Source organism: Streptomyces sp. XD-27, from assembly GCF_030553055.1.
GTDB lineage: Bacteria > Actinomycetota > Actinomycetes > Streptomycetales > Streptomycetaceae > Streptomyces.
This window is the reverse complement of record NZ_CP130713.1, coordinates 5,583,719-5,608,089: the sequence shown is the minus strand read 5'-3', so window position 1 is coordinate 5,608,089 and position 24,371 is coordinate 5,583,719. Positions and strand designations below refer to the sequence as shown.

Below are 24,371 nucleotides of genomic sequence, written 5' to 3'. Positions count from 1 at the left end.
GGGGCGCGCCGGACCCGGCCCTCATAGCGCCGGACGGGCTCGGAGGACGAGCCCGTCCGGCGTTTTTTCGCGTGCCGTGGCGGTCAGGCCGGGGAGCCCGAGCCGGTCGGGGCCGAACTGGGGGCCGCACCGCTGGCCGTGGTCGAGGCGCCGTTCGTGGGTGCGGACGTGGCCGTGCTGGTGGGGGTCGGGGTCGGCGACGTCGTCGGCGGCTTCGTCGTCGGCGGCTTGGTCGTCGTCGGGGGCTTGGTGGTGGTCGGGGGCTTCGTCGTGGACGGCGGCTTCGTCGTGGACGGCGGCTTGGACGACGACGGCGGGCGGGTCGTGCTCGGGGACGACGGGTCCCCGCTCGTCGAGGGAGCACCTGTGGTCGGCGCCCCGCTCGTGCCGTCGCTGCCGGGCGTTCCGGGGGACGCCGACGTCGCCGGATGGCCACTGGTGCCCGGGCGGGGGCCGCCGGTGGTGCCGGCGGGCGTGTCGTCCTCCGGCAGGCCCGAGTTGTTCGCGTCGTCGGGCTGGGAGGTCGAGCGGTCCGGCCGGTTCGTGTTCGCGGGCGGCTCGTCGTCGTCCGAGGTGAGGCCGAGGGTGACGACGGTGCCGAGGACGGCGACCAGCAGGGCGCCCGCGCCCGCCGCGACCATGTTGCGCCGGGCGCCGACCGCCACCGCGGCCAGCGGCAGGCCGAGGCCGCGCTTCTTGGAGCCCCCCGCGGCGGCCGCGGACGGCGGCACGGTGCCGAACTCCGCCGGGGGCACGGCGCCGAGCGGCTCGGTGGCGGCCGTCGTCTCCGTCGCGGAGGCCGGATACGCGGACGTGGGGGCGACCGGGGCCGCGGGGGCGATGGGGGTCGGCGGCAGTTCCTCGGTGGGCGCGTCGCCGGGTGCGCCCGCGGGGGCCGGCGGCACCGGCCGGGCCGTGCGGTCGGCCACCAGCGCGAGCGCCCGGCGGCCCGCGACCGCGCCGCGCTTGTCGGCGAGGACGCCGCGCAGCCCGATGGACGCCTCCAGCTCGGCCCGCGCCCGGTCCAGGTTGCCGGTGCACAGGGCGAGCACGCCCAGTTCGTGGTGGAAGTACGCCTGCTCGGCGACCTCGCCCGCCAGCCGCGCGGCCGCCTGGCCGTGCCGCAGGGTCCGCTCCCAGGCGCTCCAGTGCAGCGCGGTGGCCAGCGCGGGCGCCGCCGTACGGGCCAGCAGCACGGCGGCGCTGGAGTGCCCCGCCTCCTGCCCGGCCATGAGGGCGGTGAGGGTGGCCAGGATCGCGTCGGACTCCCGGGCGACCCGGTCGGGGCTGACGGAGGGGTGCCCGGTCCACCAGGAGTAGTGCTGGGCCAGGCGCTGCGCGTGCGCGGGGGCCTCGTCGGCGTACCCGGCGCCGCTGAGCTGCGCCGCGACCCCGGCCGCGAGCCGGTAGCAGGGGCCGGCGGCGGTGATCAGGCCGCAGGCGGCGAGCTCGGAGACGGCCGCGTCGGCGTGGGTGTCGCCGGACAGGGCGGGCAGGTGCGCCTGGGCCGGGACCTCGCCGCCGATGGCGACCGCCAGCCGCAGGGTGTCGCGCGCCGCCTCGCCGAGCCGGGAGGCGAGCAGTGCGGCGGGGGCGGCGCCGTCGGCCAGTGAGGGCAGGGCGCCGCCGCGGGGCTCTCCGGGCCCGGCGGGTGCTCCCAGCCGCAGCAGGGCACCGGCCTGGACGAAGCGCAGCGGCAGTCCCTCGGACTCGAACCACAGGTCGGCGGCCCAGTTCGCCTCGTCCTCCGTCAGCGGCCGCTGCACGGAGTGCTCGAGCAGCTCCAGGCAGGCGGTGCGGCTGAGGCCGCCGAGGAACAGCTCCTCCAGGTGGGAGTCGGCGGACGGGGCGGCGACGTCGGGAGTGGTGGAGATCAGGAAGGCGCACTCGGGGGTGGCGTCGAGGAACTCGTCCAGCGCCGTGCCGCCGAACTCGACGTCGTCCAGGACCACGACGGCGCCGATCTCGGCGACGGCCGCGAGCAGCCCGTCCCGGTCCGGCCGGTAGTCGGGGGCGTCGTGGACGGCGGCGTAGAGCTCGTACAGCAGGTCGGTCGGGGTGCGGTGGCGGCCGCAGAGGCGTACGACGCCGTCGGGGGCCAGGTCCTCGCAGTCGGCGGCGACGGCGTCCAGCAGGACGGTGCGGCCGGCACCGGAGGGGCCGGTGACCCGTACCGAGCGGCCTCGGGAGAGCAGCCGGCCCAGGCGTACGCGCTCCTCGTTCCGCTCCAGCATCGGCGCGTCGGGTCCGGGGGCGCCGGAGGCGGCCGGGGTCAGCAGCGGCGGCGGGGTGGCGGCGCGCGTCAGCTCGGCCCGATCGCGGGCGTCCCGGCGGCCGGGGAGCTCGGGGCGCTCCCCGGGTGCGCAGGGCTCTATCTCGCTGCCGTCGACGGGGTTGACGGTCAGGACGTGGTCGCCGGTGACGATGCGTGCGGTCCGGGCGACGCCGGGTGGCGGCGACAGGTCCCGGGGCGGGAGCGGCGCGGGGCCGCCGTCGCCTGCGCGGCCCGGGTCGTCGTGCCCGTGCTCGTCCGGTCCCATATTCGTCGGCTCCATGGTTCAAGCCCCCAGATGCGTGGCGTGCTGTCTGCCTCCCCGGCCCGTCAGCACCCCCGGGGCCGGTGGGAAGGGTATCCCTCCGACCGTTTCCGGGTCCGGTGCCCGCCGAGGGCATTGGGTATGCGGCGGAGAACCGAACCCCAGACCGTCTCAGGTTATCCAGCGACCGGGGCCGCCGTGGCGGCGCCCCGCCGCTCTACGGGAGTCCGCGGTCAACCGCGCGCGACTCCCGGCTCACGCGCGAGGGACTCCTGGTCACCCGCGGGCGGGTCCACCGTCAACCGGAGGTGGTGTCCACGATCACCCGCAGGCGGGTCCACGGTCACCCGGGGATGAGGCCGGGGTCACCCAGGGGTGGGGCCAGGGTCACCCGGGGGCGGTCCGCGGTCACACGCGTGGCAGGGACTCCGCCTCCAGGCCGCCTTCGATCGCGAGGATCCGGTGCAGGCGGGTGGCCACGAGCAGGCGCTGCATCTGGGGCGGCACCCCGCGCAGGACGAGCCTGCGGCCCGCTCGTCCGGCCCGGCGGTGCGCCCCCATGATGACGCCGAGCCCGGTGGCGTCCCACGAGTCCAGTGCGGAAAGGTCGAGCACCAGGTCGCCGCGGCCGGAGTCGACGGCCCTGTGCAGGACCGTACGGGCGTCCGCCGCGCTTCGGACGTCGAGGCGGCCCCCGACGACCAGCTCGGCGTGGTCGCCCCTGATGTACATATGCGCTCCCTGATGTGCTGCGACGCGGTCGTTGGTGCGCCTATGTGTCTACAGAACTGACTGCCTCTCACACGGCAAAGTTGCCGCCTGTAAGCGAACCGATACCGAATTCACCCGTGAGGGTGAGGCGCCCTCACCTGACGTCACATCAGGTGAGGGCGCCGCCCGCTGGAACAGGGGGCTTCCGGGGATCGGAGCCCTCCGCCGGAACGCGGACCGGTCGGCTGGAGCAGCGGGGAACGGGCCGCGGGAACGGCGGCCCACCGCCCGGGATATCCCCGAACGGGGGATATCAGTACTGGTAGAAGCCCTGCCCGCTCTTGCGGCCGATGTCCCCCGCGTCGACCATCCGGCGCATGATCTCCGGCGGCGCGAACTTCTCGTCCTGGGTCTCGGTGTAGATGTTGCCGGTGGCGTGCAGCAGGATGTCCACGCCGGTGAGGTCGGTGGTGGCCAGCGGCCCCATGGCGTGGCCGAAGCCCAGCTTGCAGGCGATGTCGATGTCCTCGGCGCTGGCGACGCCCGACTCGTAGAGCTTGGCCGCCTCCACGACGAGTGCCGAGATCAGCCGGGTGGTGACGAAACCCGCGACATCGCGGTTGACCACGATGCAGGTCTTGCCGACGCCCTCGGCGAACGCGCGGGCGGCGGCGAGCGTCTCGTCGCTGGTCTTGTAGCCGCGCACCAGCTCGCACAGCTGCATCATCGGCACGGGCGAGAAGAAGTGGGTGCCGACGACCCGCTCCGGGCGCTGCGTGGCCGCCGCGATCTTGGTGATCGGGATGGCGGAGGTGTTGGACGCGAGGACGGTCTCGTCCTTCACCAGGCCGTCGAGGGTGCGGAAGATCTCCTGCTTGACCTCGATCTTCTCGAAGACGGCCTCGACGACGATGTCCGCGTCGGCGGCCGCGTCCAGGTCGGTGGTGGTGGTGATCCGGGCCAGGGCCTGCTCGGCGGCGTCGGCGGCCAGCTTGCCCTTGGAGACGAACTTCTCGTACGACGCCTCGATGCCGCCGATCCCCCGGGCGAGGGCCTCGTCCGTGACGTCGCGCAGGATCACGTCGTACCCGGCCTGGGCCGAGACCTGCGCGATGCCGGACCCCATCAGTCCGGCTCCGATGACGGCGAGCTTCTTCGCCACGACACACACCTCTCCTCGACGCTATTGGCCGGACCTTAACGTCCGTTCACCCCCGGCCGCATCAGGAAGTAAGGCGCGTCACGGTGTGTTCTTCACCGCATAGTTGAGAGTGAGCTCGCCCAGCATCGCCTCCAGGAGGTCGAGTCTGCCGAGCGCCTCCCGGGCCACGTCGTCGGGGTCACGGCCGGCCGCGACCAGCCGTATCACGCTGTTCTGGACGACGGAGGAGACCCAGGAGAGCTGATTGGCGATGAGCCGGGGCAGCGGGTCGTCCGGACCGGCGCCGGTCTCCTCCCGGAGGGTGTCGTACACCGCGTGGCAGATGAGCTCGTGCATGAGGGTCACACGGGCCGTCAGGGCGGCCGATTCGCGGATGACCTGGACGAAGCGCCGGAACTCCGGCCGCAGTCCGTCGGCAGTCTTCTCCTCAAGGCTTGTCCGCAGGTCGCGCAGGACGGCGCGGGCGGCGGACTCCCCCGCCTCGCGCGCCTCGATGACGCGCGACAGGTGCTGGACCTTCTCCTCCTGCCGGTCGAAGAACAGGTCCTCCTTTGCCGGGAAGTAGTTGTAGACGGTGTTGACGGACACCTCGGCGGCCTCGGCGACCTCGGCGATCGTCACCGCCTCGAAGCCGCGTTCCAGGAACAGCCCGGTCGCGATGTCCGCGATGCGCTGCCTGGTCTGCCGCTTCTTCCGCTCCCTGAGTCCTTCTGCGCGCGCGGTGCCGGTCATGAGCCCATGCTAGTCCGCTGGCCCCACTCTATTTTTGGAGTCATTGCAAACTTTCAATGACTATGCTTTTGTGGGTCGCATGCCGAACCAGCCCTGCATCACCACCTCCGGGCTCGCCCGGACCTTCCCGACCAAGCGCGGCCCCGTCGAAGCGGTCCGCGGGATCGACCTGACCGTCGAGCGCGGCGAGATCCTCGGCTTCCTCGGCCCCAACGGAGCGGGCAAGACCACCACCTTGCGGATGCTCACCACGCTGCTCGCCCCCACCGGCGGCCGCGCGACCGTCGCCGGGCACGACCTGGCCCGCGACCCCGCGGGAGTACGGATGAAGATCGGGTACGTCGCCCAGTCCGGCGGCGTCGCCCCCGACATCTCCGTACGAGAGGAACTGGTCACCCAGGGCCGCCTGTACCGGCTGACCAAGGCGCAGGCCGCCGCCCGTGCCGAGGAACTGGCGGCCGACCTCGACCTGACCGGGCTGCTGGACCGCAAGTGCGCCGCCCTGTCCGGCGGTCAGCGCCGCCGCCTGGACATCGCCATGGGCCTCACCCACCGGCCCGAGATCCTCTTCCTGGACGAGCCGACGACCGGGCTGGACCCCGGCAGCCGCGCCGACCTGTGGGCGCTGATCCGCCGACTCCGCGCCGAGCAGCGCATGACCGTCTTCCTGACCACCCACTACCTCGACGAGGCCGACGCGCTCGCCGACCGGCTCGTCGTCGTCGACGGCGGCCGGGTCGTCGCCGAAGGCACCCCCGAGCGGCTCAAGGCGGAGTACGGCGGCTCGCCCGAGGCCAGCCTCCAGGACGCCTTCATCGCCATCACCGGACGCCGCACCACGCCACGGGACGCCGCCCCCGTCGCCGTCTGATCCCTGTCGCCGTCCCACCCACACGTCTCCGTCTGACCCGCCGTCGCCGCCTGAGCCGGCCGTCGCCGTCCGGCCCCGCCGCCTCTCCCCGGCCCCTACGCACAGGAGTCACCACCGATGCGCCACGTCGCCTCCGACACCCTTCTGGTCTTCGGCCGCTACGGCCGCCAGACGCTGCGCTCCAAACTCGGCCTCGTCTTCGGGCTGCTGCAACCCCTGCTCTTCCTCGTCTTCTTCGGCCCGCTGCTGAAGGACGTGCCGCTCGGCGGGCGGGGCGACTCGTGGCAGACACTCGTGCCCGGTCTGCTCGTCCAGCTCGGCCTGTTCTCCGCCGCCTTCGCGGGCTTCGCCATCCTGCTCGAGAAGCAGTGGGGCGTCATCGAACGGATGCAGGTCACCCCCGTCAGTCGGCTGGCCCTGCTGATGGGCCGGGTACTCAAGGACGTCGTCGCCCTCTTCGTGCAATCGCTGCTGCTGGTGCTCGTCGCCGTCGCGATGGGGCTGCGCGCCCCGCTGTTCGGCGTGCTCCTCGGCTTCCTCTTCGTCGGCACGCTCACCATCTCGCTCGCCTCGCTGTCGTACGCGCTGGCCATGCGCGTCAGCACCCCGCAGGAGTTCGCCCCCGTCATCAACGCCGTCAACCTGCCCGCGATGCTGCTCTCCGGGATCCTGCTGCCCATGGCGCTCGCGCCGGACTGGCTGGACACCGTCTCCCACTTCGTGCCGTTCCGCTATCTCGTCGACGGCGTACGGGCGGCCTTCGTCGGCGACTACGGGGACGGGAAGGTCGCGCTCGCCGCCCTGGTCGCCGCCGCGCTGGCCGTGGTCTCCGTGACGATCGGCACCCGGCTGTTCCGGAAGTCCGGGGCGTAGACCGCGGGCGGTCAGGCCCGGCGGACGACCGGCGCGTAGGCTCGGAGCATGGTCAATCTCACCCGCATCTATACGCGTACCGGGGACAAGGGCACCACCGCCCTCGGTGACATGAGCCGCACCGCCAAGACCGACCTGCGGATCTCCGCGTACGCCGACGCGAACGAGGCGAACGCCGCGATCGGGGTGGCCATCGCCCTCGGCAACCTGCCGGCCGAGGTCACCACGGTCCTGGTCCGCGTGCAGAACGACCTGTTCGACGTCGGCGCGGACCTGTCGACGCCGGTGGTGGAGAACCCCAAGTACCCGCCGCTGCGCGTCGAGCAGAGCTATATCGACAAGCTGGAGGCGGACTGCGACCGGTTCCTGGCCGACCTGGAGAAGCTGCGCAGCTTCATCCTCCCCGGCGGCACGCCCGGCGCGGCGCTGCTGCACCAGGCATGCACGGTGGTCCGGCGCGCCGAGCGCTCCACGTGGGCGGCGCTCGCCGAGTACGAGGACGTCATGAACCCCCTCACGGCCACCTACCTGAACCGTCTGTCCGACCTGCTGTTCATCCTCGCGCGCACCGCCAACAAGGAACTGGGGGACGTCCTCTGGGTCCCGGGCGAGAACCGCTGATCAACCACTGACCAACCGCTGATCAGCGCTTGCTCATGCTGGGCCACGTCCGGGACCGCTCCTCCACATCGGTCCCGGATCGCTCCTTCTCCCCGGTCCCGGACGGCGCCTCCTTCGGCCATATCGTGTAGGTCAGCGCGATGATCACGTTGATGCCGATGACGAAGAGCATCCTGTGCTGCCACGCCCGCAGGGACTCCACGTCCCCGCCATCGCCCACGTACCAGACCGCCGCTTGCAGCAGCGCGATGGCTATGCCCGCCGCCGATATCCAGCGGCCCGCTTCCTTCCATTCGTACGCCGTGCGCGCACTGCCGTACCTGGGCTTCTTGACGGGCGGCGGACCACCCGCGAAACGGTGCGCGACGCGGGTGTCGACCCACTTGATCGTGCGGTGGCCCATGACCACCGTGAAGCCGATGTAGACCGCAGCGAGCCCGTGCTTCCAGTCGGGCTCCGCGCCGTTCTTCAGGTCGACCGCGGTCGCCACGAACAGCACCAGCTCCAATATCGGCTCACACAGCAGCACAGCGGCACTCGTCTTCGGCATCTTCGCCAGATACCGCAGCGCCAGCCCGGCGGCGAGCAGCACCCAGAAGCCGACCTCACAGGCGACGATCAGCGCGACGATCACGGTGGTCTCCTTCCTTCCCGACAACGGTCCCGCATCGCCCAGCCCCTCGCGTCGTCGTCGCTGACGAACCCGCACTGCATCCTTCGATGTACTCCGCCCGGCGCCGCTCCCACCCCCGAGTGGAGGCCCGCGCCCCACCCCCATGCTGTGATGGACCCATGCCGCCGCTCCCTCTCCCCCGCCCGAGCCGGGAGGAGGTGCTCATCTCCGCCGCCGGGCTGCTCGGCGGCCTGCTGCTGTGGAAGCTCGGGCTGGCCAGCACCGGGCTACTCCCCGTGCTGCCCGGGTGGCTCGCGCTGGTCGCGCTGGCCCTCATGTCCGGCGCCGAACTCCTGCGCCGCACGGCTCCGTGCGCGGGCCTGGCCATCGGGTCCCTGGCCTTCGGAATCGACCTCTGCGCCGGTTCCCTGATCGCGAACGTCGCGATGTTCACGGATCTGCTGTACGCGGCCGTGCTGTACGGGCCGCCCGTCGCGGCCCGCTTCCTGCCCCGGGCCACCGAAGTCTTCTCCGTCCTGGCCGCCGCCGTCCCGCTGGCGCTGCTGCGGGAGCCCGAGGCGCTCCTCATCGGCGTCGCCGCGGCCGTCGTCACCGCCACCCCCGCGTACACCGGCCTGATCGTCCGCAATCACCGCGAGGCCGCCGACGCCGCGCGGCTGCGCGCCGAACAGACCGCCCTGCTCGCCGAGATGGACCGCACCCAGGCGGTGACGGCCGAGCGCGCCAGGATGGCGCGCGAGCTGCACGACATGGTCGCCAACCATCTGTCCGCCATCGCCATCCACTCCACCGCGGCGCTGTCCATCAAGGATCCGGCGGCCAGCCAGGAGGCGCTCGGCGTCATCCGGGAGAACAGCGTGCAGGGCCTGGCCGAGATGCGCCGTCTCATCGGACTGCTGCGGGACGCGGGCGCCGGCACCGAACCGGCCGCCGCCCCCACCCTCGACGGCCTGGACGCACTGCTGCGGCAGGCCCGCACCACCGGCGAGGCCAGCGGGCTGCGGTTCCGGCTGCGGGACGAGCGGCCGGAAGGATCGGCGAGGCTGCCCGCCCCGGTGGAACTGGCCGCGTACCGCATCGTCCAGGAGGCCCTGACCAACGCGCTCAAGCACGCCGCGCCCGGCGAGGTCCTGGTGGAGCTGGCCCGCGAAGGGGATGCCGCGCGGGACCGGCCGACGGCCCGCGCCACGGACGGCCGCGGCCCGCTGCGGGTGCGGGTGACCACCCGGTTCGGGGACCGCCCGGGCCCCCGCGCGCCCGGCTCCGGCGCCGGTCTCGTCGGCATGCGGGAGCGGGTGGCGCTGCTGCGCGGGGAGTTCGAAGCCGGACCCGTGACCGGGCCGGACGGCAGGATCTGGGAGGTACGGGCCGTGCTGCCCGTCGAGGAAGGAGACGACCGCACATGACGATCCGGGTACTCGTCGCCGAGGACCAGACCGCGGTCCGGGCCGGGCTGGTGCTCATCCTGCGCGCGGCCGACGGTGTGGCGGTGGTCGGCGAGGCCTCCGACGGCGAGGAGGCGGTGCGGCTGGCGCGCGAGCTGCGGCCCGACCTGGTGCTGATGGACGTGCAGATGCCGCGCCTGGACGGGGTATCGGCCACCCGCCAGGTGGTCGGCGAGGGGCTGGCCGACGTCCTCGTGCTGACCACCTTCGATCTGGACGAGTACGTCTTCGGGGCGCTGCGGGCGGGGGCCGCCGGGTTCCTGCTCAAGGAATGCGAAGCGGCCGAACTGGTCGACGCGGTACGAACGGTGGCGCGCGGCGAGGGCCTGATCGCCCCGTCCGTGACCCGGCGGCTGATCGCCGAGTTCGCCCGGCCGCTGCCGGCACGCGCCCCGGACGCCCCCGACCCGGCCGTCCTGGACGCGCTCACCCGCCGGGAGCGGGAGGTCCTCGGCTGTCTGGGGCAGGGCCTGTCCAACGCGGAGATCGGCGAACGGCTGTCGATGGCGGAGGCCACGGTCAAGACGCATGTCAGCAGGCTGCTCGGCAAGTTGGAGCTGCGCAGCAGGGTGCAGGCGGCGGTGCTGGCCCAGGAATTGGGCGTCTGAGCCCGGCGTCCACGTCCGGCGTCCACGTCCGGCGTCCACGTCCGGCGTCCACGTCCGCTGTACGCGTCCGGCGTACGCGTACAGCCTGCGCGCCCGGCGTCCACGTCCGGCGTCCACGTCCGCTGTACGCGTCCGGCGTACGCGTACAGCCTGCGCGCCCGGCGTCCGCGCCCGGAGTCCGCGTCCGGCGATGCGCGTCCGGCACTCCCACAGCGGCCAGGTGGTCCAGACCTATTGACCGCTGGTCCAGACCTTTCTACGCTCCCCTCACTGCGGTGAGCTCCCCACGGCACCACGCTCACCGGGCGGCGCAGGTTCCCCCGTACCTCCCCTTCCCCCGTACGAGGAGCATCCGTGAGATCTGGAACCTCCCTACGCACCAAGCCCGCGCGGCACAGAGCCACCGCGGCCCTGGCCGCACTCGTCCTCCCCCTCGCCGGGCTGCTCGGCCTGGCCTCGGCAGCCCCCTCCCAAGCGGCCGAGTCCGCGACCGCCACGTACACCAAGGCATCCGACTGGGGCAGCGGCTTCGAAGGCAAGTGGACGGTGAAGAACACCGGCACCACGACCCTGAGCAGCTGGACCGTCGAGTGGGACTTCCCCTCCGGCACCACGGTCACCTCCGCCTGGGACGCGGACGTCACCGGCTCCGGCACCCACTGGACCGCCAGGAACAAGAGCTGGAACGGCTCCCTCGCCCCCGGCGCCTCCGTGACCTTCGGCTTCAACGGCACGGGCAGCGGCAGCCCCACCGGCTGTAAGTTCAACGGCGGGGCCTGCGACGGCAGTTCCACCCCGGGTGATCCCGATCCGGGCGACCCGGATCCCGGCGACCCGGATCCCGGGCCGGGCCCGAACCCCAGCGCCAAGGTCAAGCTCGGCTACTTCACCGAATGGGGCGTCTACGGCCGCAACTACCACGTGAAGAACCTGGTCACCTCCGGCACGGCCACCAAGATCACCCACATCAACTACGCGTTCGGCAACGTGCAGGGCGGCAAGTGCGCCATCGGTGACTCCTACGCGGCCTACGACAAGGCGTACACCGCCGACCAGAGCGTCGACGGCGTCGCCGACACCTGGGACCAGCCGCTGCGCGGCAACTTCAACCAGCTCAAGAAGCTCAAGGCGAAGTACCCGCACCTCAAGATCCTGTGGTCCTTCGGCGGCTGGACCTGGTCCGGTGGCTTCGGTCAGGCGGCACAGAACCCGGCGGCGTTCGCCCAGTCCTGCTACGACCTGGTCAACGACCCGCGCTGGGCCGGCCTCTTCGACGGCATCGACCTGGACTGGGAGTACCCCAACGCCTGTGGCCTGTCCTGCGACACCAGCGGCCCGGCGGCGTTCAGGAACATGGTGCAGGCGATGCGCGCCACGTTCGGGAAGCAGCTGGTCACCGCGGCCATCACCGCCGACGCCTCGGCCGGCGGCAAGATCGACGCCGCCGACTACGCCGGAGCCTCGGCTTACGTCGACTTCTACAACGTCATGACGTACGACTTCTTCGGCGCCTGGGCGGCCCAGGGCCCGACCGCCCCGCACTCGCCGCTCACCTCCTACAGCGGCATCCCCCAGCAGGGCTTCGACTCCGACGCCGCTGTGCGGAAACTCAAGGGCAAGGGCGTACCGTCGGCCAAGCTGAACCTGGGCATCGGGTTCTACGGACGCGGCTGGACCGGGGTCACCCAGAAGGAGCCCGGCGGCACGGCCACCGGCCCCGCGCCCGGCACGTACGAACAGGGCATCGAGGACTACAAGGAACTCAAGGGCAGGTGCCCCGCCAACGGGGAGGTCGCCGGAACGGCGTACGCCCACTGCGGCACCCAGTGGTGGAGCTACGACACCCCGGCCACCATCGCCGGAAAGATGGAATACGTGAAGCAGCAGGGCCTCGGCGGCGCGTTCTTCTGGGAGTTCAGCGGTGACACCGGCAAGGGTGAGCTGGCCACCGCGATCGACAGCGGACTGCGCTAGCCGTTCACCGAGCCGCGCGGGCCGTTCGCCGGACCGCGCTAGCCGTTCACCGGGCCGCACGGGCCGTTCGCCGGACCGCGCAGGCCACCCGGCAGCCCGGCCATGAACCGGCCGGGGAGGCGGTGTCGCCCCCGCCTCCCCGGCCTCTCAACGTTTCTGCAGGCCGCTCAAGCCACGTTCACTCTCTGGCCGGGCGGCGCCGCCTCCAGCCAGGCCAGGAACCCGGTCAGCGCGTCCTCGCTCATCGCCAGCTCCAGGCGCGTACCGCTGTGGAGACAGGCCAGCACGACGGCGTCGGAGAGCAGGGCCAGTTCCTCCTCGCCCTGCGGGGCGCGGCGCTCCAGCACCTCGATGGAGGCACGCTCCAGGATCCGGCGCGGCCGGGGCGCGTAGGAGAAGACCCGGAACCACTCGATCCGGTCACCGCTGTAGCGCGCCACGCCGTACACCCAGCCCTTGCCGCTGGGCTCGGCCCCGTCCTCCGGCGCGTTCCACCGCAGACTGCAGTCGAACGTCCCGCCGGACCGCTGGATCAGCCTCCGACGCAGCCCGAAGACGAAGAGTCCCACCAGAACCAGCGTGACGACCACGCCGCTCACGAGCAGGGCGAGAACCATCTTCACCGACCTCCTCGCGTCATCCGGAAAAACCGCACCTGCACTGCCTCAGCCGCGGACCACCCTGGAGAATTCCAGCGCGATCCGCGGCTGAGGATCTGTACTGTCCGTGACGGGCTCAGTGCACGACCGCCACCGCACGGAGCCGGACTTCGGCGCGGCGCTCGGCGGCGGCGTTCGCCTCGCCCTTGGCTCGCTCCAATGCCCGCTCCGCGCGCTCGACATCGATCTCGTCGGACAGCTCCGCGATCTCGGCGAGCAGCGAGAGCTTGTCGTCCGCGAACGAGATGAAGCCACCGTGCACCGCGGCGACGACCGTACCGCCGTCGCTCGTACGGATGGTCACCGGGCCGGACTCCAGCACACCGAGCAGCGGCTGGTGGCCGGGCATGACGCCGATGTCACCCGATGTGGTGCGCGCGATGACCAAGGTGGCCTCGCCGGACCAGACACTCCGGTCCGCCGCGACCAGCTCGACGTGCAGCTCAGCAGCCAACGTGGCTCCTCGGGTCTCCACCTGCCGGGTATGGCAGGTGTTCTGTCAAAGAATAACGGGCGTACGGAGAGGGACGGGGACGGACCCCGCCGACGGGGCCGAGCCGCCCCTCTCCGAGAGCTGCGAGGCTCAGGAGACGCCCAGCTCCTTGGCGTTCTTCTTCAGGTCCTCAAGGCCACCGCACATGAAGAAGGCCTGCTCCGGGAAGTGGTCGTACTCACCGTCGCAGATCGCGTTGAACGCGGCGATGGACTCGTCCAGCGGAACGTCCGAGCCGTCGACGCCGGTGAACTGCTTCGCCGCGTGGGTGTTCTGCGACAGGAAGCGCTCCACACGACGGGCGCGGTGCACGACCAGCTTGTCCTCTTCGCCGAGCTCGTCGATACCGAGAATGGCGATGATGTCCTGGAGGTCCTTGTACTTCTGCAGGATCCCCTTGACGCGCGAGGCGGCCTCGTAGTGCTCCTGCGTGATGTAGCGCGGGTCCAGGATGCGGGACGTCGAGTCCAGCGGGTCCACCGCCGGGTAGATGCCCTTCTCCGAGATCGGACGCGACAGCACGGTGGTGGCGTCCAGGTGCGCGAAGGTGGTGGCCGGCGCCGGGTCGGTCAGGTCGTCCGCGGGGACGTAGATCGCCTGCATCGAGGTGATCGAGTGACCACGGGTCGAGGTGATGCGCTCCTGCAGGAGGCCCATCTCGTCCGCCAGGTTCGGCTGGTAACCCACCGCGGACGGCATGCGGCCGAGCAGGGTGGACACCTCGGAACCGGCCTGGGTGAAGCGGAAGATGTTGTCGATGAAGAACAGCACGTCCTGCTTCTGCACATCGCGGAAGTACTCCGCCATGGTCAGACCGGCCAGGGCGACGCGCAGACGGGTGCCCGGGGGCTCGTCCATCTGGCCGAAGACCAGCGCCGTCTTGTCGAGGACGCCGGACTCCTCCATCTCCTGGATGAGGTCGTTGCCCTCACGGGTGCGCTCGCCGACACCGGCGAACACGGAAACGCCCTCGTGCAGCTTGGCCACACGCATGATCATTTCCTGGATGAGGACGGTCTTGCCCACACCCGCGCCACCGAACAGACCGATCTTTCCACCCTTGACGTACGGGGTGAGAAGGTCGACGACCTTCAGGCCGGTCTCGAACATCTCGGTCTTCGACTCGAGCTGGTCGAAGTCGGGGGCCTTGCGGTGGATCGTCCAGCGCTCGGCCTCCTTGCCGTTCTCCTCGGGAACGTTCAGCACCTCACCGAGGGTGTTGAACACCTTGCCCTTGGTGAAGTCACCGACCGGCACGGTGATGCCCTTGCCGGTGTCGGTCACCGGGGCCTGGCGGACCAGGCCGTCGGTCGGCTGCATGGAGATGGCGCGGATCAGGCCCTCACCCAGGTGCTGGGCAACCTCGAGGGTCAGCGTCTTCAGCGCGCCGTCCTCGGCCGGGTCGGCGACCTGGACGTGCAGTGCGTTGTAGATCTCCGGCATCGCGTCGACGGGGAACTCCACGTCGACGACCGGGCCGATGACCCGGGCGACGCGGCCCGTGGCGGCGGCCGTCTCAACAGTGGTCGTCATTACTTGTCACTCCCCGCGGTCGCGTCGGCCAGGGCGCTCGCGCCACCGACGATCTCGCTGATTTCCTGGGTGATGTCGGCCTGGCGGGCCGCGTTGGCAAGCCGCGTGAGCGACTTGATGAGTTCTTCGGCGTTGTCGGTCGCCGACTTCATCGCCCGGCGGCGGGCGGCGTGCTCGGAGGCGGCCGACTGCAGCAGGGCGTTGTAGATACGGCTCTCGACGTACCGGGGCAGCAGGGCGTCGAGGACGTCCTCCGCCGACGGCTCGAAGTCGAACAGCGGCAGGATCTCGGCCTTGCCGCCCGCCTCCGCCGCCTCCGCCGTGGCGAGGGACAGCGGCAGCAGCCGGTTGTCGATCGGCGTCTGCGTCATCATCGACACGAACTCGGTGAAGACGATGTGCAGCTCGTCGACGCCGCCCTCGGCGGTCTCCTTGACCACGGACTCGATGAGCGGGCCCGCGACCTTCTTGGCGTCCGCGTACGTCGGGCTGTCGGTGAAACCGGTCCACGAGTCCACGACCGTGCGGCCGCGGAAGCCGTAGTACGAGACACCCTTGCGGCCGACGATGTACGTGTCGACCTCCTTGCCCTCGGCGGTGAGCCGCTTGGCAAGCCCCTCCGCCGCCTTGATGGCGTTGGAGGAGTAGCCGCCGGCCAGACCGCGGTCGCTCGTGATGAGCAGCACCGCGGCGCGGGCCGGGCTGTCCACCTCGGTGGTCAGCGGGTGCTTCGTGTTGGAACCGGTCGCCACCGCGGTCACCGCGCGGGTGAGCTCAGTCGCGTACGGCATGGAGGCCGCCACCTGGCGCTGCGCCTTGACGATGCGCGAGGCGGCGATCATCTCCATCGCCTTGGTGATCTTCTTGGTGGCGGTGACGGACTTGATACGGCGCTTGTAGACCCGAAGCTGGGCGCCCATGCTCAGCCCTCACCCAGCAGCTTGCCGTCCGAGGTCTCGAACTGCTGCTTGAACGAGGCGATGGCGTCGCCGATCGCCTGGAGCGTGTCGTCCGACATCTTGGCGCCCTCGCGGATCGACGTCATCAGACCCTGGTGCTCCCGGCGCAGGTAGTCCAGCAGCTCGCGCTCGAAGCGGCGGATGTCCTCGACCGGCACGTCGTCCATCCGGCCGGTGGTGCCGGCCCAGATCGAGACGACCTGGTCCTCGGTGGCGTACGGGGCGTACTGGCCCTGCTTGAGCAGCTCGACCATGCGCTTGCCGCGCTCCAGCGCCGACTTCGAGGCCGCGTCCAGGTCGGAACCGAAGGCGGCGAACGCCTCCAGCTCGCGGTACTGGGCGAGGTCCACGCGGAGCCGGCCGGAGACCTGGCGCATGGCCTTGTGCTGGGCGGAGCCACCCACACGGGAGACGGAGATACCGACGTTCAGCGCCGGCCGCTGGCCCGCGTTGAACAGGTCCGACTCCAGGAAGCACTGGCCGTCGGTGATGGAGATGACGTTGGTCGGGATGAACGCCGAGACGTCGTTCGCCTTGGTCTCGACGATCGGCAGACCGGTCATCGAGCCCTTGCCCATCTCGTCGGAGAGCTTCGCGCAGCGCTCCAGCAGGCGGGAGTGCAGGTAGAAGACGTCACCCGGGTAGGCCTCACGGCCCGGCGGGCGGCGCAGCAGCAGGGAGACGGCGCGGTAGGCGTCGGCCTGCTTCGACAGGTCGTCGAAGACGATCAGCACGTGCTTGCCCTGGTACATCCAGTGCTGGCCGATGGCCGAGCCGGTGTAGGGGGCGAGGTACTTGAAGCCGGCCGGGTCGGACGCCGGGGCGGCGACGATCGTCGTGTACTCCAGGGCGCCGGCCTCCTCCAGCGAGGCGCGCACGCCCGCGATGGTGGAGCCCTTCTGGCCGATGGCGACGTAGATGCAGCGGACCTGCTTCTCCGGGTCGCCGGTGCGCCAGTTGTCGCGCTGGTTGATGATCGTGTCGATCGCCAGGGCGGTCTTGCCGGTCTGGCGGTCACCGATGATCAGCTGGCGCTGGCCGCGGCCGATCGGGGTCATCGAGTCGACGGCCTTGAGGCCGGTCTCCATCGGCTCGTGAACGGACTTACGGGCCATAACGCCCGGCGCCTGCAGCTCGAGCGCGCGGCGACCTTCGGTCTCGATCTCGCCGAGGCCGTCGATCGGGTTGCCGAGCGGGTCGACGACGCGACCCAGGTAGCCCTCGCCTACGGCGACGGAGAGGACCTCTCCGGTGCGCTGCACCGGCTGGCCCTCCTCGATGCCGCTGAACTCGCCGAGGACGATCGCACCGATCTCGCGCTCCTCGAGGTTGAGGGCGAGACCGAGCGTGCCGTCTTCGAACTTCAGCAGTTCGTTCGCCATGGCCGAGGGAAGACCCTCGACCTTAGCGATGCCGTCGCCGGCAACGCTGACCGTACCGACCTCCTCGCGCGAGGCCGCGTCCGGCTTGTACGACTGGACAAAGTTCTCCAGCGCGTCCCGGATCTCCTCCGGCCGGATCGTGAGCTCCGCCATCTGGGTTCCCTGCTCTCCTTGTTGGGCCCGAAGTGTTTCTGGGGGGTCTGGGGGCTTTCCCCCAGGACTGCGTCGGCCCAACTCGGGCCGCTTACATGCTTGTTGAGTTGGTGGCCTTGACTCAGCCGGCCATCCGGCGGCTCGCCTCTTCGAGACGGTCCGCGATGGTGCCGTTGATGACCTCGTCGCCGATCCGCACCACGACTCCGCCGAGGACCGCGGGGTCCACGTCGAGGTTCAGGTGGACCTGCCGGCCGTACAGCTTGGCGAGGGCGGCGCCCAGGCGCTGCTTCTGGCGGTCGCTGAGCGGCACCGCGGAGGTGACCACGGCGACCATCCGGTCGCGGCGCTCCGCGGCCAGCTTGGACAGGGCGGTGAGGCCCGCTTCCAGGCTACGTCCCCGCGGGTGTGCCACCAGCCGGACCACGAGCCGCTCGGTCACCGGGTTGGCCCGGCCACCCAGCAGGCGGCTCAGCAGCTCGGCCTTGGCCTGGTCGCCCGCCACGCGGTCGGTCAGCGCGGCGCGCAGCTCGGTCGACCCGGAGACGATCCGGGAGAACCGGAACAGCTCGTCCTCGACGTCGTCCAGCGCGTCGGTCCGCTGGGCCGCGACGAGGTCGGCGCTGTCGGCCAGCTCCTCGATCGCGTCCACCAGGTCGCGCGAGCGCGACCAGCGGGACCGGACCATGCCGGAGACCAGATCGACGGTCTCGCCGCCCACCTGGCTGCCGAGCAGGCGCCCGGCCAGCTCGGCCTTGGCCTCGCCGGCCTGCGCCGGGTCGGTGAGGACCCGACGCAGCGACACCTCACGGTCGAGCAGCGCGGTGACGGCGGCCAGCTCCTCGGCGAGCTTCACGGCGTCGACGGCGGTGTTGTCCGTCAGCGCGTCGAAGCGCTCGCGTGCGGAGGCCAGTGCCTCGCGGCTCGCTCCATTCATCGGGCGGCCTCGGCCTTCTCCTCAAGCTCGTCGAGGAAACGGTCGATGGTGCGGCTCTGCCGGGCGGCGTCCTGGAGGGACTCGCCGACCAGCTTGCCGGCCAGGTCGGTGGCGAGCTTGCCCACGTCCTGGCGCAGCGTCGCCGCGGCCTGCTTGCGGTCGGCCTCGATCTGCGCGTGGCCGGCGGCGATGATCTCCTCGCGCTGCCGCTGACCCTCCGCACGCATCTCGACGATGAGCGCGGCACCCTGCTCCTGCGCCTCCTGGCGCAGGCGCGCGGCCTCGTGCCGGGCCTCGGCGAGCTGGGCGCGGTAGTCCTCGAGGACCTGCTGGGCCTCGGCCTGTGCGGCCTCGGCCTTCTCCATGCCGCCCTCGATCGCCGCACGGCGCTCGTCCAGAACCTTGTTGATGTTCGGGAGGAGCTTCTTGGCGAGGAAGAAGAAGACGATGGCGAAGGCGATCAGGCCGATGACCAGCTCTGGGATCGGCGGGATGAGGGGGTTTTCAGCTTCCCCCTCGTTCGCCAGCTGTACCAGGTCGATCACGTCAGTGCCTTTCGTCAGATGTGGCTCGTCGTCGCTGGTGTCAGCTGCCGTAGACGAACGGCATGACGAGACCGATGAGGGCAAGCGCCTCACAGAAGACGAAGCCCAGGATCTGGTTGGCGCGGATCAGGCCGGCAGCCTCGGGCTGACGGGCCAGCGCCTGGGTGCCGTTGCCGAAGATGATGCCGATGCCGACGCCGGGGCCGATCGCGGCCAGGCCGTAGCCGATGGAGCCGAGGGCCTTGATGTCGCCTTCGAGGGCAGCGAGGTTCTGGAGAGCAGCGGACATGCCGTTTCTTCCTTCTTTTTCACGGACCGGCGGGGGTTGGCCGCCGGACGTCTGGTAGTTGAGGGGCCGAGGATCAGTGGTGCTCGGCGAGCGCGCCCTGGACGTAGGACGTGGCCAGCAGCACGAAGACATACGCCTGCAGCGCCTGGACGAAGAGCTCGAAGGCGGTCAACAGGATGGTCATGATGAACGAGACACCCGCGTAGGCGATGCCGATCCCGTTGAGCAGGTACCAGCTGGCGATCGTGAAGATCAGCAGCAGCACGTGGCCTGCAAACATGTTGGCGAAGAGTCGGACCGCGTGGGTGAACGGGCGCACGACCAGGTTGGAGAGCAGCTCCAGGGCCATGACCAGGGGCAGCACCGGGCCGAGCGACTTGTCGTAGCCGCTGATGTTCTTCAGTCCGCCGATGAAGCCGTGCTTCCTGAAGGTCAGGGACACCCAGAGGATGTAGACGATCGCGGCGAGGACCACCGGGAAGGCGATGATCGAGGACACCGGGAACTGGGCGACCGGAACGATCGACCACAGGTTCATGATCCAGATGAAGAAGAACAGCGAGACCATGAGGGGGACGTACTTCTCCCCCTCCTTCTTGCCCATGGCCTCGTAGACGATGCCGCGGCGCACGAAGTCGTAGCCGGCCTCACCCACCATCTGGAGCTTGCCCGGGACCACCTTCGCCTTGCCGAAGGCCGCCCAGAAGAACACCACGATGGCGACGGTGCCCAGCAGTGCCAGCAGCATCGGCTTGTTGAAGTCGACACCGCCGACGGTGAACATCGGCTCGAACGTGAACGAGTGAAGCCCTGGGGCCGGGAAGCCGCACCCATCGAAGATGTGGCAATCGGTCTCGAAGGCGAGCGTCTTGTCAGAACTCACCGCGAGCTCCTTCAGCGTGGCGCATAGGTACGGCAACCTCGTTGTGTCGGCGCGGCACGAAGCCGCGGAACGGCACTGGACTGGTCTTACGGATGTGGGTGCGGCTGGTCGGCACGCGACCGGGCGGCGTATGGGGTATCAGCGGCTCGGGCCGCCGATTCCGTCCCGCGGAATTCGGGAGTTCAGCTACCTGCGCCCGCTGTGCCTCAGATGGCACCGGACGATAGCAGGTGAGCGCGGAAGCCCTTATACCGCCCCTACGAATCACGACGGAGACCCGGCGGGCGCGGCCTTGCGGGCCCCGTCGGAGTTCCGTTCGTCCTCGGCTTCCGGCTGCACGTAAAGGATCTTGGCCTTCAGGTGGGCGCGGGCCTGGGCGCCGATCCACACCACGGTGGCGGCCAACAACGAGATGGCGAACGCCCTGGTGTTGAACAAGGTGGTGTCCTTGAACACGGCCAGCACGACCGCGATCAGCAGGAACTGCACCACGTAGAGCGCCAGGCCCATCATCTGGAACAGCTGCGGGAAGCGCTTGGCCGTGTGTTGGAGCACGAACAGATCGGCGATCATGACCGCACACACCAGGACGGCGCCGAACGCGGCCCCCAAAGCACCCTTGCCGCCGGCGAGGACCGTGCTGACGGCGACAGCGACGACACCGACGGCAGCGGTGGGCACGGCGCAGTGCAGGAGTGTCCGGGCGTCATTGGACTGCATGAGGGGTTCTCCGGCTCAGGGTCGGAAGCGAACGTTTCGTCATTGACGAGCGTATCCCCGGGGGCGAGGCGAGCCTCGCGCCAAAGGACCGGCGCGCTATGGTCCAACGGCTCTAGCCCCCGGTTCGTGAACGGTATCACAAACTATTTGATGAGGTCTTTACCATGTCAGCGTGGTGCCCGTCACACTCACGAGCGATACCCCGCACAGATGAGGCAGGCTCTTCGTCTCACTTGACCCCGTATGCACGGAAATGGTGAGCGGGCCGTCACACAGTCTGTGACGGCCCGCTCACCATTCTCGGTCAGTCGCGCTGGATCAGCACTGAACGACCTTGTCGTAATCCACCCACGGCTGACTCGACGTGAGCATGGCCGTCTTGCCCGGCTTCACCGTCTTGCACGACGAGTCATAACCCCACTTGAACTTGCCCTTGACCTTCTTGGCCTCCCGGCAGCCGTTCTTCACCTTGAACGCCTTGTACCCCTGGTCCGTGTGGGTCTTGTCCACATTCATGCAGGCCGGCGCAGGGCGTTCCCGCTGCACGGTAGAGGCCTGGGCCGGAACCGCCGCCATGAGCGGAATGGACAGCGCTGCGGCCGAGGTGATCAGCGCGAGACGCTTCTTCATAACCGTTCCCCCTAACTTGGTAATGCATCGAATGCACATATCTGCGGTGCGGGATCGAAACTAGCAGGGCGCCGCCCGCTAAAACGACTTCCGCCCTACTCAATTCGATGCCGCACACGCACGCACGCGTATGAGAAAGGTCGGGCTATTCATTGAGTCGGTTACTCAGGCCGACCCGATATGCCGAGGCTCTTGAGCTCGACCCGGGAAGTGATCCCCATCTTGGGGAAGGCGCGGTAGAGGTGGTTCCCCACGGTCCGCGGGCTGAGAAAGAGCTGCTCGGCTATTTCGGTGTTACTCAGGCCGTCGGCGGCCAGCTCGACGACTCTGCGCTCCATCGGGGTGAGGCACCCCAGGCGGTCCGGCTTCCGGCCCGGCTCCCGGTCAGGCTTACGGTCCGGCGACGTGCCCGCCGCGGCAGCCAGCTCCGCCTCCGCCCGAGCGGCCCAGGGCCGGGCACCGAGATCGGCGAAGGCCGCGGCGGCCGCGCTCAGCTGCCGCCCGGCCTCGGCCCGTCGGCGCTCGCGGCGCAGCCATTCGCCGTAGACCAGCTCCGTGCGGGCCCGCTCATACGGTTGCTCGGCTGCCTCGTGGTGGGACAGTGCCTCTTCGAAGTGCTTCTCGGCGTCGCCGCCGTCGGCGATGAGCCCCTGGCATCGGGAAGCCAGGGCCCTTGCCAGGCGCGAACGCTCGCGGGCGGCCCAGTCCTCGACCAGGGCGACGCGGGACTCCGCCGAGGCCGCTCGTCCGCAGCGCACGGCTGCCTCTATGTGGTCCGGGGCGCACCGCACCACGGCTGCCGGCGAGGCACGGCGGCCGAGGTCCTCCAACCGGTCGAACGCCTCGGCATTCCGGGCGTTCCCCAGGTCGAGGAGTGCGCGCGCCCATTCCCCCATCACCAAGGTCGAGACGATCCCTTTGGCCGTCGCATACGCGACTCCCTTTTCGGCCGCGCTCAGACAGCGATCGCGGTCTCCCTCGATCGCCGCAAGCCAGGCGAGACGGCATCGAAAATGGGCGGCGGAGGCGAGTTGACGATGCTCACTTGCCACGTCGAGGGCTTCCTCGAAGACCGCTCGGGCCTCTCCGTACCGCCCTGCGGAGAATTCGAGGTGGCCGACGTATTGCAGGGCGTGTGTCAACCGCACGGTGAGGGAACCCGCACGGCACTCCGCCAGCCACTCGATCGCGTGTTGTCGGCTCTCACGGCCGTCCGCGGGCGACGGATACGCGGCAGGCACCACCAGTCGGCGTTCCAGTTCGACAGCGCCGGGTGTGCGTCCGAGAAGCACCGCTTCGCTCCTCAGGTCCGCCGCGTCCACCGAGTCCTCCGCCGCCGGTCCCGTCAGCTCCGGCAACGCGGCCCGGAGCTCCGCCTCGGGTTCGTTCGCGGACCTCCGGATCCTCCGCAGGACCGTGGCCGCCTCGGCGAGCAGGACGGGGTCATCGGCGTGGTGCGCACAGCGCACGGCCTCCGCGAGCATGATCAGCGCTTGGTACTCGTCCTGTCCCGCCCTGTCCCTGCCGGCCTCGAGCAGCATCCGGGCAGCGGGCTGAACGGCACCGCGCTCGAAGAGCACGGCCGCTCGGCCGCGCTTGACGCCGGACTGCACCACGGGGTCGCCGGAGAGGCGGCCCGCCTCGGCGGACAGCTCCGCCGCCTCCTCCAGCAGGCCCACACCGATCGCCTCGCGTGCGGCTGCCGCCAACCGGACGGCCTTCACGTCCGGTTCGGTGGTGAGCACGGCGGCCCGCTCAAGGCTGATGAACGCCTCCCAGCCGTGCGACTTCGCACCGAGAAACGCGAGGAGTTCAGCCGCCGTCCCGGAGCCCTCCCTCATGGGGGTGGCGGCCAACTGCCAGGCACGCGCGGCCTCGTCCCCCTCGGCGGCCCGCGCGAGTGCGGTGTGGGCGACCTGTCGCCCCGCGGTCGTCGCGCTCTGGTAGACGACCTGGCCCATGAGCGGGTGAGTGAAGGTGACGGTTGCGCCTGCCACCCTGAGCACCCCAGCCCGTTCCGCGTGCGCGAGGTCCAGTGGGCCGATGCCGAGGCCGCGAGCCGCGGTCAGCACCAGGTCGAGGTCGTGCGTGCCGTCCGCGGCGACGAGCAGCGCCAACGACCGCGTCACCGCGGACTGTTGGTCAAGCAGTGCGCGGAGTTCCTCATGAGCGGGGCAGGCCGTGCGGAGCGCTCCGTCGTGAAGGACGTACGGGTTGAGCAGCCCGCGTCGCTGCCTGGGGCTCAAGGCGGCGGCGAGCCGGCGCAAGGCCAGCACGTTCCCCTCGGCCTCCGCGATGATCCGGGCTCTGACGCGTACCGGAAGCCGTGGCTCCACGTCGTGGAGGACCGCGTCGGCCGCGCTGGAGTCGAGCGGCTTCAACGGTACGTCCGGCAGGCCGGTCACCGGGAAAGCGCCGTCGTCCCGGACCACCATGATCAGTGCGATGGGTTCCGTACTCAGCCGGCGGGCGGCGAAGACGAGCGCGTCCCTCGACTCGGCGTCCAGCCACTGGGCGTCATCGATGAGGCAGACCAGCGGCTGCTCCGCGGCGAGTGCCGACAGCAGCGACAGGACGGCAAGCCCGGTGACGAAATGGTCCGGTTGCCCGCCGGTCTCGAACGCCGCGTGAAGCGCGGCAGCCTGTGCGGGGGGAAGCCCGTCGATGGCGCCGCCTGTCGGCCGCAACAGCAGATGGAGGAAGGCGAATGACTGCCGGGCCTCCAGGACGTGACCCGCGGCGCGCAGGGTCCGCATGCCCGGCGCCGCCTGAGCCGCATAGTCGAGCAGGGCGGTCTTTCCGGCCCCGATCTCGCCCCTGATGATGAGGGAGCCCCCCGCCCCCTCGCGTGCCCCCGCAACAAGCTGGTCAATTGTGACGCACTCGACCGACCTGCCATGCAACATGAAATTCCCCCCTGGAACCGGCCAACCGCGCACGCTACCCCTGTGCGAAATGGGAGGTCAGCGACATCCAGGTGAACAAGACTTCACATCGGCTACACGAATTGTTGCAGGCAC

The 24,371-nt window shown here is 70.6% G+C and carries 23 protein-coding genes; 6 read left to right on the top strand and 17 right to left on the bottom strand.

All coding sequences use genetic code 11. The features are described from left to right. Positions 1 to 83: 83 nt before the first annotated feature. The 4 genes from Q3Y56_RS24510 to Q3Y56_RS24495 form a co-directional block, all read right to left on the bottom strand. Positions 84 to 2,555, bottom strand: a complete 2,472-nt coding sequence (locus Q3Y56_RS24510) for an ATP-binding protein (protein WP_304463991.1) — start codon at positions 2,553 to 2,555, stop codon at positions 84 to 86. Between the two features lie 390 nt (positions 2,556 to 2,945). Continuing rightward, positions 2,946 to 3,269: an STAS domain-containing protein gene (locus Q3Y56_RS24505; RefSeq protein ID WP_304463990.1), complete on the bottom strand. Its 324-nt coding sequence runs from the start codon at positions 3,267 to 3,269 to the stop codon at positions 2,946 to 2,948. 292 nt (positions 3,270 to 3,561) lie between these two features. Beyond that, the gene (locus Q3Y56_RS24500) at positions 3,562 to 4,410 is read right to left on the bottom strand and encodes a 3-hydroxyacyl-CoA dehydrogenase family protein (protein WP_304463989.1); all 849 of its coding nucleotides are present in this window, start codon (positions 4,408 to 4,410) and stop codon (positions 3,562 to 3,564) included. 78 nt (positions 4,411 to 4,488) lie between these two features. Next, positions 4,489 to 5,142, bottom strand: coding sequence for a TetR/AcrR family transcriptional regulator (locus Q3Y56_RS24495; RefSeq protein ID WP_304463988.1), 654 nt, complete (start codon positions 5,140 to 5,142; stop codon positions 4,489 to 4,491). Positions 5,143 to 5,221: 79 nt separating this feature from the next. Between Q3Y56_RS24495 and Q3Y56_RS24490 the strand changes: the two genes are divergently transcribed. The 3 genes from Q3Y56_RS24490 (at position 5,222) to Q3Y56_RS24480 (ending at position 7,507) form a co-directional block, all read left to right on the top strand. Continuing rightward, entirely contained in the window at positions 5,222 to 6,013 is a 792-nt protein-coding gene (locus Q3Y56_RS24490) for an ABC transporter ATP-binding protein (RefSeq protein WP_304463987.1), read from the top strand. A 117-nt stretch (positions 6,014 to 6,130) separates the two neighbouring features. Then, a complete protein-coding gene (locus tag Q3Y56_RS24485; RefSeq protein WP_304463986.1) occupies positions 6,131 to 6,886 on the top strand; it encodes an ABC transporter permease in 756 nt (251 codons plus the stop codon). A gap of 48 nt (positions 6,887 to 6,934) precedes the next feature. Continuing rightward, positions 6,935 to 7,507 carry a cob(I)yrinic acid a,c-diamide adenosyltransferase gene (locus Q3Y56_RS24480; protein WP_304463985.1) on the top strand — a complete coding sequence of 191 codons (573 nt, stop codon included), beginning with the start codon at positions 6,935 to 6,937 and terminating at the stop codon, positions 7,505 to 7,507. A 22-nt stretch (positions 7,508 to 7,529) separates the two neighbouring features. On the opposite strand, the gene Q3Y56_RS24475 is transcribed toward Q3Y56_RS24480, so the two are convergent. Then, positions 7,530 to 8,141, bottom strand: coding sequence for a hypothetical protein (locus Q3Y56_RS24475; RefSeq protein WP_304463984.1), 612 nt, complete (start codon positions 8,139 to 8,141; stop codon positions 7,530 to 7,532). 158 nt (positions 8,142 to 8,299) lie between these two features. Between Q3Y56_RS24475 and Q3Y56_RS24470 the strand changes: the two genes are divergently transcribed. From Q3Y56_RS24470 to Q3Y56_RS24460, 3 genes are all read left to right on the top strand, one after another. Next, positions 8,300 to 9,547, top strand: coding sequence for a sensor histidine kinase (locus Q3Y56_RS24470; RefSeq protein ID WP_304463983.1), 1,248 nt, complete (start codon positions 8,300 to 8,302; stop codon positions 9,545 to 9,547). Further along, a complete protein-coding gene (locus Q3Y56_RS24465) occupies positions 9,544 to 10,194 on the top strand; it encodes a response regulator transcription factor (protein WP_304463982.1) in 651 nt (216 codons plus the stop codon). Before Q3Y56_RS24470 ends, Q3Y56_RS24465 begins: the two co-directional genes overlap by 4 nt. A 354-nt stretch (positions 10,195 to 10,548) precedes the next feature. Continuing rightward, positions 10,549 to 12,168, top strand: a complete 1,620-nt coding sequence (locus Q3Y56_RS24460; RefSeq protein ID WP_304463981.1) for a glycosyl hydrolase family 18 protein — start codon at positions 10,549 to 10,551, stop codon at positions 12,166 to 12,168. 167 nt (positions 12,169 to 12,335) lie between these two features. On the opposite strand, the gene Q3Y56_RS24455 is transcribed toward Q3Y56_RS24460, so the two are convergent. The 12 genes from Q3Y56_RS24455 to Q3Y56_RS24400 form a co-directional block, all read right to left on the bottom strand. Continuing rightward, positions 12,336 to 12,785: a DUF2550 domain-containing protein gene (locus Q3Y56_RS24455; protein WP_304465775.1), complete on the bottom strand. Its 450-nt coding sequence runs from the start codon at positions 12,783 to 12,785 to the stop codon at positions 12,336 to 12,338. A gap of 118 nt (positions 12,786 to 12,903) precedes the next feature. Next, positions 12,904 to 13,281, bottom strand: a complete 378-nt coding sequence (locus tag Q3Y56_RS24450) for a F0F1 ATP synthase subunit epsilon (protein WP_304463980.1) — start codon at positions 13,279 to 13,281, stop codon at positions 12,904 to 12,906. A gap of 129 nt (positions 13,282 to 13,410) precedes the next feature. Beyond that, a complete protein-coding gene (gene atpD, locus Q3Y56_RS24445) occupies positions 13,411 to 14,853 on the bottom strand; it encodes a F0F1 ATP synthase subunit beta (protein WP_304463979.1) in 1,443 nt (480 codons plus the stop codon). After that, complete coding sequence (locus tag Q3Y56_RS24440; RefSeq protein ID WP_304463978.1) at positions 14,853 to 15,773, bottom strand: F0F1 ATP synthase subunit gamma; 921 nt, start codon at positions 15,771 to 15,773, stop codon at positions 14,853 to 14,855. Before Q3Y56_RS24440 ends, atpD begins: the two co-directional genes overlap by 1 nt. 2 nt (positions 15,774 to 15,775) lie before the next feature. Continuing rightward, positions 15,776 to 17,347 carry a F0F1 ATP synthase subunit alpha gene (gene atpA, locus Q3Y56_RS24435; RefSeq protein ID WP_304463977.1) on the bottom strand — a complete coding sequence of 524 codons (1,572 nt, stop codon included), beginning with the start codon at positions 17,345 to 17,347 and terminating at the stop codon, positions 15,776 to 15,778. 121 nt (positions 17,348 to 17,468) lie between these two features. Continuing rightward, on the bottom strand, positions 17,469 to 18,284 hold the full coding sequence (locus Q3Y56_RS24430; protein WP_304463976.1) for a F0F1 ATP synthase subunit delta: 816 nt from the start codon (positions 18,282 to 18,284) through the stop codon (positions 17,469 to 17,471). Beyond that, positions 18,281 to 18,829, bottom strand: a complete 549-nt coding sequence (locus tag Q3Y56_RS24425; RefSeq protein WP_304463975.1) for a F0F1 ATP synthase subunit B — start codon at positions 18,827 to 18,829, stop codon at positions 18,281 to 18,283. Before Q3Y56_RS24425 ends, Q3Y56_RS24430 begins: the two co-directional genes overlap by 4 nt. A 40-nt stretch (positions 18,830 to 18,869) precedes the next feature. Further along, positions 18,870 to 19,118 carry a F0F1 ATP synthase subunit C gene (locus Q3Y56_RS24420; protein ID WP_304463974.1) on the bottom strand — a complete coding sequence of 83 codons (249 nt, stop codon included), beginning with the start codon at positions 19,116 to 19,118 and terminating at the stop codon, positions 18,870 to 18,872. Between the two features lie 73 nt (positions 19,119 to 19,191). Further along, on the bottom strand, positions 19,192 to 20,001 hold the full coding sequence (atpB, locus tag Q3Y56_RS24415) for a F0F1 ATP synthase subunit A (protein WP_304463973.1): 810 nt from the start codon (positions 19,999 to 20,001) through the stop codon (positions 19,192 to 19,194). Between the two features lie 264 nt (positions 20,002 to 20,265). Then, complete coding sequence (locus tag Q3Y56_RS24410; RefSeq protein ID WP_304463972.1) at positions 20,266 to 20,721, bottom strand: hypothetical protein; 456 nt, start codon at positions 20,719 to 20,721, stop codon at positions 20,266 to 20,268. A 318-nt stretch (positions 20,722 to 21,039) separates the two neighbouring features. After that, on the bottom strand, positions 21,040 to 21,351 hold the full coding sequence (locus Q3Y56_RS24405; RefSeq protein ID WP_304463971.1) for a hypothetical protein: 312 nt from the start codon (positions 21,349 to 21,351) through the stop codon (positions 21,040 to 21,042). Positions 21,352 to 21,512: 161 nt separating this feature from the next. Beyond that, positions 21,513 to 24,257, bottom strand: coding sequence for a LuxR family transcriptional regulator (locus Q3Y56_RS24400; RefSeq protein WP_304463970.1), 2,745 nt, complete (start codon positions 24,255 to 24,257; stop codon positions 21,513 to 21,515). Between the last annotated feature and the right edge of the window lie 114 nt (positions 24,258 to 24,371).

Bases quoted from the DNA above. Each gene is read 5' to 3' on its own strand.
- Q3Y56_RS24510 (WP_304463991.1), bottom strand. From the start codon at position 2,555: ATGGAGCCGACGAATATGGGACCGGACGAGCACGGGCACGACGACCCG.
- Q3Y56_RS24505 (WP_304463990.1), bottom strand. From the start codon at position 3,269: ATGTACATCAGGGGCGACCACGCCGAGCTGGTCGTCGGGGGCCGCCTC.
- Q3Y56_RS24495 (WP_304463988.1), bottom strand. From the start codon at position 5,142: ATGACCGGCACCGCGCGCGCAGAAGGACTCAGGGAGCGGAAGAAGCGG.
- Q3Y56_RS24490 (WP_304463987.1), top strand. From the start codon at position 5,222: ATGCCGAACCAGCCCTGCATCACCACCTCCGGGCTCGCCCGGACCTTC.
- Q3Y56_RS24485 (WP_304463986.1), top strand. From the start codon at position 6,131: ATGCGCCACGTCGCCTCCGACACCCTTCTGGTCTTCGGCCGCTACGGC.
- Q3Y56_RS24480 (WP_304463985.1), top strand. From the start codon at position 6,935: ATGGTCAATCTCACCCGCATCTATACGCGTACCGGGGACAAGGGCACC.
- Q3Y56_RS24470 (WP_304463983.1), top strand. From the start codon at position 8,300: ATGCCGCCGCTCCCTCTCCCCCGCCCGAGCCGGGAGGAGGTGCTCATC.
- Q3Y56_RS24465 (WP_304463982.1), top strand. From the start codon at position 9,544: ATGACGATCCGGGTACTCGTCGCCGAGGACCAGACCGCGGTCCGGGCC.
- Q3Y56_RS24455 (WP_304465775.1), bottom strand. From the start codon at position 12,785: ATGGTTCTCGCCCTGCTCGTGAGCGGCGTGGTCGTCACGCTGGTTCTG.
- atpD (WP_304463979.1), bottom strand. From the start codon at position 14,853: ATGACGACCACTGTTGAGACGGCCGCCGCCACGGGCCGCGTCGCCCGG.
- Q3Y56_RS24440 (WP_304463978.1), bottom strand. From the start codon at position 15,773: ATGGGCGCCCAGCTTCGGGTCTACAAGCGCCGTATCAAGTCCGTCACC.
- atpA (WP_304463977.1), bottom strand. From the start codon at position 17,347: ATGGCGGAGCTCACGATCCGGCCGGAGGAGATCCGGGACGCGCTGGAG.
- Q3Y56_RS24430 (WP_304463976.1), bottom strand. From the start codon at position 18,284: ATGAATGGAGCGAGCCGCGAGGCACTGGCCTCCGCACGCGAGCGCTTC.
- Q3Y56_RS24420 (WP_304463974.1), bottom strand. From the start codon at position 19,118: ATGTCCGCTGCTCTCCAGAACCTCGCTGCCCTCGAAGGCGACATCAAG.
- Q3Y56_RS24410 (WP_304463972.1), bottom strand. From the start codon at position 20,721: ATGCAGTCCAATGACGCCCGGACACTCCTGCACTGCGCCGTGCCCACC.
- Q3Y56_RS24405 (WP_304463971.1), bottom strand. From the start codon at position 21,351: ATGAAGAAGCGTCTCGCGCTGATCACCTCGGCCGCAGCGCTGTCCATT.
- Q3Y56_RS24400 (WP_304463970.1), bottom strand. From the start codon at position 24,257: ATGTTGCATGGCAGGTCGGTCGAGTGCGTCACAATTGACCAGCTTGTT.